At 70.2% G+C, this 6,388-nt stretch carries 7 protein-coding genes; 4 read left to right on the forward strand and 3 right to left on the reverse strand.

Annotation, left to right across the window (positions count from 1 at the left end):
* Positions 1 to 30: 30 nt before the first annotated feature.
* Complete coding sequence (locus tag HYE82_RS32880; protein ID WP_179177871.1) at positions 31 to 1,173, forward strand: histidine kinase; 1,143 nt, start codon at positions 31 to 33, stop codon at positions 1,171 to 1,173.
* Positions 1,170 to 1,799 (forward strand): response regulator transcription factor, encoded by a 630-nt coding sequence (locus HYE82_RS32885; RefSeq protein ID WP_179177872.1) that lies wholly within the window; start codon positions 1,170 to 1,172, stop codon positions 1,797 to 1,799. The genes HYE82_RS32880 and HYE82_RS32885 overlap by 4 nt, the downstream gene beginning before the upstream one ends.
* Positions 1,800 to 1,939: 140 nt before the next feature.
* Here the strand turns inward: HYE82_RS32885 and HYE82_RS39590 are convergent, their stop codons facing one another.
* The 3 genes from HYE82_RS39590 to HYE82_RS32900 all read right to left on the reverse strand — a co-directional run bounded on the left by HYE82_RS39590 (position 1,940) and on the right by HYE82_RS32900 (position 4,487).
* Positions 1,940 to 2,194, reverse strand: coding sequence for a transposase (locus tag HYE82_RS39590; RefSeq protein WP_179177873.1), 255 nt, complete (start codon positions 2,192 to 2,194; stop codon positions 1,940 to 1,942).
* Between the two features lie 104 nt (positions 2,195 to 2,298).
* The gene (locus HYE82_RS32895; RefSeq protein WP_256987994.1) at positions 2,299 to 2,709 is read right to left on the reverse strand and encodes a hypothetical protein; all 411 of its coding nucleotides are present in this window, start codon (positions 2,707 to 2,709) and stop codon (positions 2,299 to 2,301) included.
* A 443-nt stretch (positions 2,710 to 3,152) separates the two neighbouring features.
* Positions 3,153 to 4,487, reverse strand: coding sequence for an alpha/beta fold hydrolase (locus HYE82_RS32900; RefSeq protein ID WP_179177874.1), 1,335 nt, complete (start codon positions 4,485 to 4,487; stop codon positions 3,153 to 3,155).
* A 67-nt stretch (positions 4,488 to 4,554) separates the two neighbouring features.
* Here HYE82_RS32900 and HYE82_RS32905 point away from each other — a divergent pair, with 67 nt between their 5' ends.
* Positions 4,555 to 5,172: a TetR/AcrR family transcriptional regulator gene (locus HYE82_RS32905; RefSeq protein WP_179177876.1), complete on the forward strand. Its 618-nt coding sequence runs from the start codon at positions 4,555 to 4,557 to the stop codon at positions 5,170 to 5,172.
* Between the two features lie 681 nt (positions 5,173 to 5,853).
* Entirely contained in the window at positions 5,854 to 6,225 is a 372-nt protein-coding gene (locus HYE82_RS32910; RefSeq protein WP_179177875.1) for a transposase, read from the forward strand.
* Positions 6,226 to 6,388: the final 163 nt, after the last annotated feature.

Genomic DNA, 6,388 nt, shown 5'->3' on the forward strand with positions numbered 1-6,388 from the left:
GGTCCGTAGAGTGGGGCCGGGGGTGATCATGTGACGGGGGCGTTCCTGGTGCTCGGGGTGCCGGTGCCCGTGCCGGCGTCCGTCGGGACGCTCGTACTGGCCGTACTGCCGGCGGGTGCGACGGTGCTGACGCTCTTCGCCGGGCCGGCGCGGGTGCGGAGGTGGGCTCGCCGAGCGGCGGGGCGGCTCGCCGGGCTGTCGGGGGCCACGTTGCTCTCCGCGCTGCTCACGCTGGACGGCACGTACGACGAGTCGCGGGCGTTGTTCGCCGGGGCCTGCCTGCTCGTGCCGGTGCAAGCGGCGGCATACCGCTGGGCGCCACGCGTCGAGGCGCTGGCCGGTGGCGCGGTGGCGGCCGCCTCGACCGCGCTGTGGACGGTCGCACTGCTGCCGGACGCCTCTTTCTTCGAGGCCGCGGGCATGGCCGCCTTCTGGTGCCTGCCCTCCGCCGGCGCCGCGGCCGTCGGCGGCTATCCGCGCCTGACGGAGCGTCGGCGGGCTCACGCCGTACGGGAGGCCGAGCGCGCCGAGCAGTTGCGGCTCGCGCACGACCTGCACGACTTCGTCGCCCACGACATCAGCGGGATCGTCGCCCAGGCGCAAGCCGCCCGGTTCGTCGCCGACCGGAACCCGGCCGCCGTCGTCGCCGCGCTCGAACGCATCGAACGGGTCGGTCTGGCCGCGCTCACCTCCCTGGACCGCACGGTGGGAGCGTTGCGCGAACCGCTTCCGGGAACGACTGAAGTCGTCGAGCTGATAAGCCGGTTCGAGACGGAGGGCGGGGTCCGCGCGCGGATCGGGATCGGTGAGGGAGTCGAGGGCGCGCTGTCCAGGGAGGCCGCCGCGATCGTGCACCGCGTGGTCACCGAGGCGCTGACGAACGTACGCCGGCACGCGACCGGTGCGACCCGCGTCGACGTGCGCCTGGCTTTCGACGGCCGGGCCGTACGGCTCACGGTCGCGGACGACGGGGCCTCCGCGTCGCCGCCCACGCCTCGTGAACGCGGCGGTACCGGCCTGGTCGCCCTCTCCGAGCGGGTCCGCGCGGCGGGCGGGGACCTGCGTACGACCGCCGGCCCGGACGGCTGGACACTGACGGCGACCTTGCCGACCCCGCCCGTCTCCCCGCCTCCTGCCGGGCCGGGCGAGCCCACTTTGGAGAGGACCACATGACCGCCACCCGGATCCTGATCGCCGACGACCAGGACGACATACGCAGCGGCTTCCGGCTCGTCCTGGACTCGCAACCGGACATGACCGTCGTCGCCGAGGCGGCCGACGGCGCGGCCGCCGTCGACCTGGCCCGCACCCTGCGTCCCGACGTGGTCCTCGCCGACATCCGGATGCCGAAGCGGGACGGTCTGGAGGTGACCCGGCTGCTCGCCCCGGAGACGAAGGTGATCGTGGTGACCACCTTCGAGCTCGACGACTACGTGCACACGGCGTTGCGGCACGGCGCCTGCGGCTTCCTGCTCAAGCGGTCGGGTCCGACGCTGCTGATCGAGGCGGTTCGGGCCGCGATGGCCGGTGACACCCTGATCAGTCCGCAGATCACCGTCCGCCTCCTCCGCCACCTGGCCCCCGAGCCCGGCCGCACCCGCCCCCAGGACCCGCTGACCCCGCGCGAGCGGGAGATCGCCCGACTGGTCGCACAGGGCCTGTCGAACGCCGAGATCGCCACCGAGCTCGTCGTCACCCCGGGCACCGTCAAGACCCATCTGGCCAACGTGCAGGCCAAGTTGCGGGTGAGGAACCGGGTGGGGATAGCCGGCTGGGCCTGGCGTTCGGGCCTTGCGTGACGGCTCCCGGGGATGCTGCCACCCCCCGTTTCCCCTTCACCACGGCCCATGGCAAGACACCTTGAGCCGATGGACCAGCCTTGAAGCGTTGGGGCCCGCGACAGCTCGGCGGAGCGGCGCCGCCTCCCCGCCGTGGGCAGTCAGCCCGCCTTGACGTGGAGGACGAGGTCAGACCCTGTGGCCGGGCCGCGGCGAAAGGCCGCATATGCGCCGTAGCTGCAGTCCGCCGTCAGGACGGCGGACTGCAGCGCGATGCCGGCGAGTTCATCGAGGATGTCCAGGGCGAACTGCCACCCGGGCCGATGGTGTTCAACTTCAGGGATCCGGCAGAGGCACCGCTGGCGGCGGTCCTCCGCCTTCCTGCCCGTCCACGTCGCCCGTCCACGTGTGGGCAAGGAACGGGCTCACATGCAGCATTACGGGCTGTGCCGGAGGCGGCGTGGACACTGCCCCGTGGGAGCCGCTCATGGGACGTCGGCGCGACCGAGCCATGCCGGCTTCACCGGTATGCCGTCGTCTCGCATTCCCGGGCAGGCGGCGGTATCCCCCGAGGCGCTGCCGGCTTCGGAGTGGCGGGCGGCACGACTTCTTCCGCGTCGGGCGAAGCACGGTCTTCCGCTTCGGGCGGTTGGGGGCGGTCGCTGTCCTCGATGAGCTCGGCGAGGGTGAAGCGGGTGACGTACGACTGCCAAGCGCCGTTGACGACGAGGAGGAAGCCGTCACCGTGACGGAAGAGCCGGCGGCGCTTGGGGCTGCGCGGGTGTTCCGGGCAGTAGGCGCGTGCCCGCCTTTCCAACTCTGCCAGCGCCGCCTTCTTGTCGCCCTCCACCTGTGCCATCACGAAAGCCTCGATGTGCTTGCGCTCGCCGGCACCCACCGTGGTCTCGAGCACCAGACCCCACGTCTCCATGGCCGTTCTCCTTCCCTGCTGATCAGGTACCGCTACGGTGCCGCCTGCGCTGCCGCACCGGACCCGATGGCGGTACCCCGGACCAACGGGCATGGGTGTGGCCGTGCCCGCCCGAACCGGCGTACACGGCCACACCCCATACAGCACTTCGCTTCGGCGACCGCTCGGTCCGTGATGATGATCGCGCCGTTCGGCGACTGAGGCGCCGCCTCGACCTTGCCAGCCGTCAGGCCGCGCAACATCGCGTTGAGGTCGATGCCGGTGGTGGAGACCAGCAATTCCACGCAGGGCCGAAGCACCACCTTCCTCCCACGCCCGCCGCCATCGCCGCACGCTCTCGGCACACACCCCCGCCCGCGCAATCTCCGCATTCGAGACACCGTCCTCGAAGAACTCGACCACGCGGGATGAGCGTGCGCGACATCCGCTCCCACCTGGCCCCTTCATTTGTGGTCGCGCAGGAAGGTAGGGATCTCGTCGCGGGTCGGGTAGTTCGGCAGGGGGGCTGGCTTGTCCTGAAGGAACGCAGTGATGACGGCGACGGCCCGGTCGTTGTTGTCGTCGAGGCCGTTCCACATGTGGTGTCCGACTCCAGGCATGTACTGCGTGCGCTGGATGGCGGGGTCATTGGCAAGCGTGGCGGTCGCCCATTGACGGACCTGGGAGGAGCACTCGGCGATCATCAGCATGGCAGGGGTCCGGGAGCGCCTCAGTTGCGGGGCGATGGAGGGTGAGTCCTTGACTGTCTGCTGGATGCGGAGGCTGGCGGCGGGGCTGAAGGAGAAGTTCTGTGCGGTGTCTTCGGGGGGGATGCGGTGCGCGTCGCGCGCGCAGTAGGCGGATGCGGTGTCGCTGCCGAGGTCGGCGGCGGTGAAGGAGTTGTCGCCTTCGGCCTGCCCGATGAGTCCGGTGTCGGGGGTGAGGAGTCCGAGTCGCATGAGGCCGAATGCCACGGCGTACCGGGGGACGTGCGTCGATCGCGGTCCGGTCGGTGCCGGCGCGAGGCCCCGTGCTGATGCTCGGCCTTTGTGCCCGGTGATGTGTGCGGTGGGGCCGTCCATGGGCCCGGGCTCGGCGATGATCGCCCGGTGCAGGCGTGCGGCGACGTCAGGGTCGGCCAGGGCTCGGGTGAGCACGACTCCGCCGCCGGAGAATCCGAGGATGTCGACCGTGCCCATGTCCAGGCGGTCGACGAACGCGGCAAGGTCACTGACCGACCTGGAGACCGTGTACTGGTCCATGGTGAGCAGGTCGCTTCGTCCGCCACCGGCCTGTTCGTAGGCATAGACGTCGTAGCCCTGGCGTGCCAGAAGTCGCAGAAACCAGTGGTCTCGCACCGAGATGCCGCGGACGGGTCCTCCGTGGAGGTACACGAACGGGACGGGATGCCGGGGGCCGGGGTTCCCGGGCGGGTAGTGATACACCGCGACCCGGCTGCCCGTGGCCAGGTTCCAGTGCTGAGTGGACACGAACGGCAGCGTGGGCGGGTACCGCCGGGCTGTCGGCACGGTCGGGATGCAGACCGTCGCCGTCAACGCCGCCGCGACGATCACCGGCAGGAACGGCACGAGCTTCGTCGGCCAGGTGCGGTGCCGGGCCCGCCGCAGCGCGAGGACAGTCCCGGCCCCCAGGGTCGTCAACCACGCGGCGAGCCCCGAACCCGCCCCGTCCGTGAGGGCGATCAGTGCGAGAAAGACGACGGCCAGCGTCGCCACGGCGGCCAGGGCCAGCAGTAAGCGTCCGGTGAAGCGGACGAGACGTATGGCGGACGTGGGCACGGCGACCTCCGACAGTTTCAGAACATCGTTTCAAAACGACGTTATCAAAGAAGGTAGGCTTCTGACCGTGGGTAGGCCCAGAACAAACGACGAGGCCGTCAAAGAGCGGCTTGTGGAGTGCGCGACCGAGATGCTCGCCACCCGTCCACGGGAGTCGGTCACGGTCCGCGCCGTGGCCGCTGCTGCCGAAGCATCGACGACCGCGGTGTACTCGTTGTTCGGTGGCAAGAACGGGCTGATCGGGGCGGTGCGCGACAGAGCCGTCGCCGGCCTGTTCCAAGACGTGTCGGCGGTGCAGACGTCCGCGGATCCTCTCGCCGACCTCTACGCGCTGGCCGTCGCCTACCGTCGTTGGGGGTGCGGACACAGCCACCTGTACACGGTGCTCTTCGGTGGTGTGCAGTCCTTCGACCCGTCGGGAGAGGTCGGTGCCAGTGACCCGATCCGTCCGCTCCTCGCGGCGATCGAACGCGCCTTGACGGCGTCCGTCCTCGCTGGCGACGCAACGGCGATCGCTCTGTCGATCTGGGCAACCCTCCATGGGCTTGTGACCCTCGAACTGGCCGGGGCCCTCCACGCCACCACGGCCGAAGCCGCATTCCGCTCATCGATCCACGCCACGCTGCGCGGATGGACGACCGAGGAGGTGTTCCGCGGTCTTCGCCAAGCCGAACTCGCTCGGTGACAGGATCAGGGCCGATATCCAGACTCTCCCGATCCTGGCTGAAGCCGTGGTGCGTGGTCGGTGAAGACCGGCATGCCAAGGTCAACCAGCTGCGGCCGGCCATCGGTCGGAGCCCGTTTAAGTAGCTGTTGTCGTTCCGATCTTGAGGGGTGGGCGTCGAACGGGAGTCTCGATCGGGTGATCGCGGCCGGGCGCGGGCATGAAGGCAGGGCCTCTTGGTAGCTCGGGGTTGCGAAGCCAACCGAGACCCAGGAGACCCTGTTGCCGCAGTTGTACGTGCTCGCGCCGGTGGAGTTCAACTCGACTGCTCCGTCGTGTGATTGCCTCGCTCACCGGTTCGGGAACGCGGCCGATCACCGGAACGTGTTCGGCGGTATCCCTCGGACATGACGGACGCGGAGTGGGCCGTGGTCCGGCCGCTGCTGCCGGTGCCGGGCTGGATGCGGGGTCGGGGCGGGCAGCCGGAGGCATACCCCCCACCGGGCGATGCTGGACGCGGTGGACTATCTCGTGGACAACGGCGTCAAGTGGCGGGCGATGCCAGCCGACTTTCCCGCCGTGGGACCGGGTCTACGCGTTCTTCCGCCGCTGGCGTGACCACGTGCTGGTCAAGGAGTTCCACGACCGGCTGCGGGGCCGGGTGCGCCAGAAAGCGGGCGGGATGCCGAGCCGAGTGCGGGGGTGATCGACTCGCAGTCCGTCAAGGCGGACGCCGTCGTCGGCGCCGACAGCCGCGGCTTCGACGGCGGCAAGCTGGTCAACGGCCGCAAGCGGCACGTCGTGGTCGACACCCTCGGCCTGCGGCTGGGCGTGATGGTCACGAGCGCGGACATCGGTGACCGCGCCGCCGCGAAGGTGCTGCTCGCCCAGGTGGCAGACGCCCACGACCGGCTGGAACTCGTCCGGGCCGACGGCGGCTACACCGGAGCCTCGTCGAGCACTGCCTGGCCGCGTTCGCCCTGGTCCTTGCGATCGTCAAGCGCAGCGACGACACGCGCGGCTTCGTGGTGCTGCCCAAGCGGTGGGTCGTCGAGCGTCTCTTCGCCCACCTGATGCGAAGCCGCCGCCTGGCGCGCGACTTCGAACGCCGCACTGGGCTTGATCCGCTTTGACGGACATCAGTGATCAGGGGCTTCGGTCCCGGAAGGATGATGTCCATCATGGAGAGCATGGGGAAGAAGAAGCCTCGCCCTCGCCGCTCGTTCACGTCGGAGTT

It is taken from the genome of Streptomyces sp. BR123 (assembly GCF_013401435.1).
Taxonomy (GTDB): Bacteria; Actinomycetota; Actinomycetes; order Streptomycetales; family Streptomycetaceae; genus Streptomyces.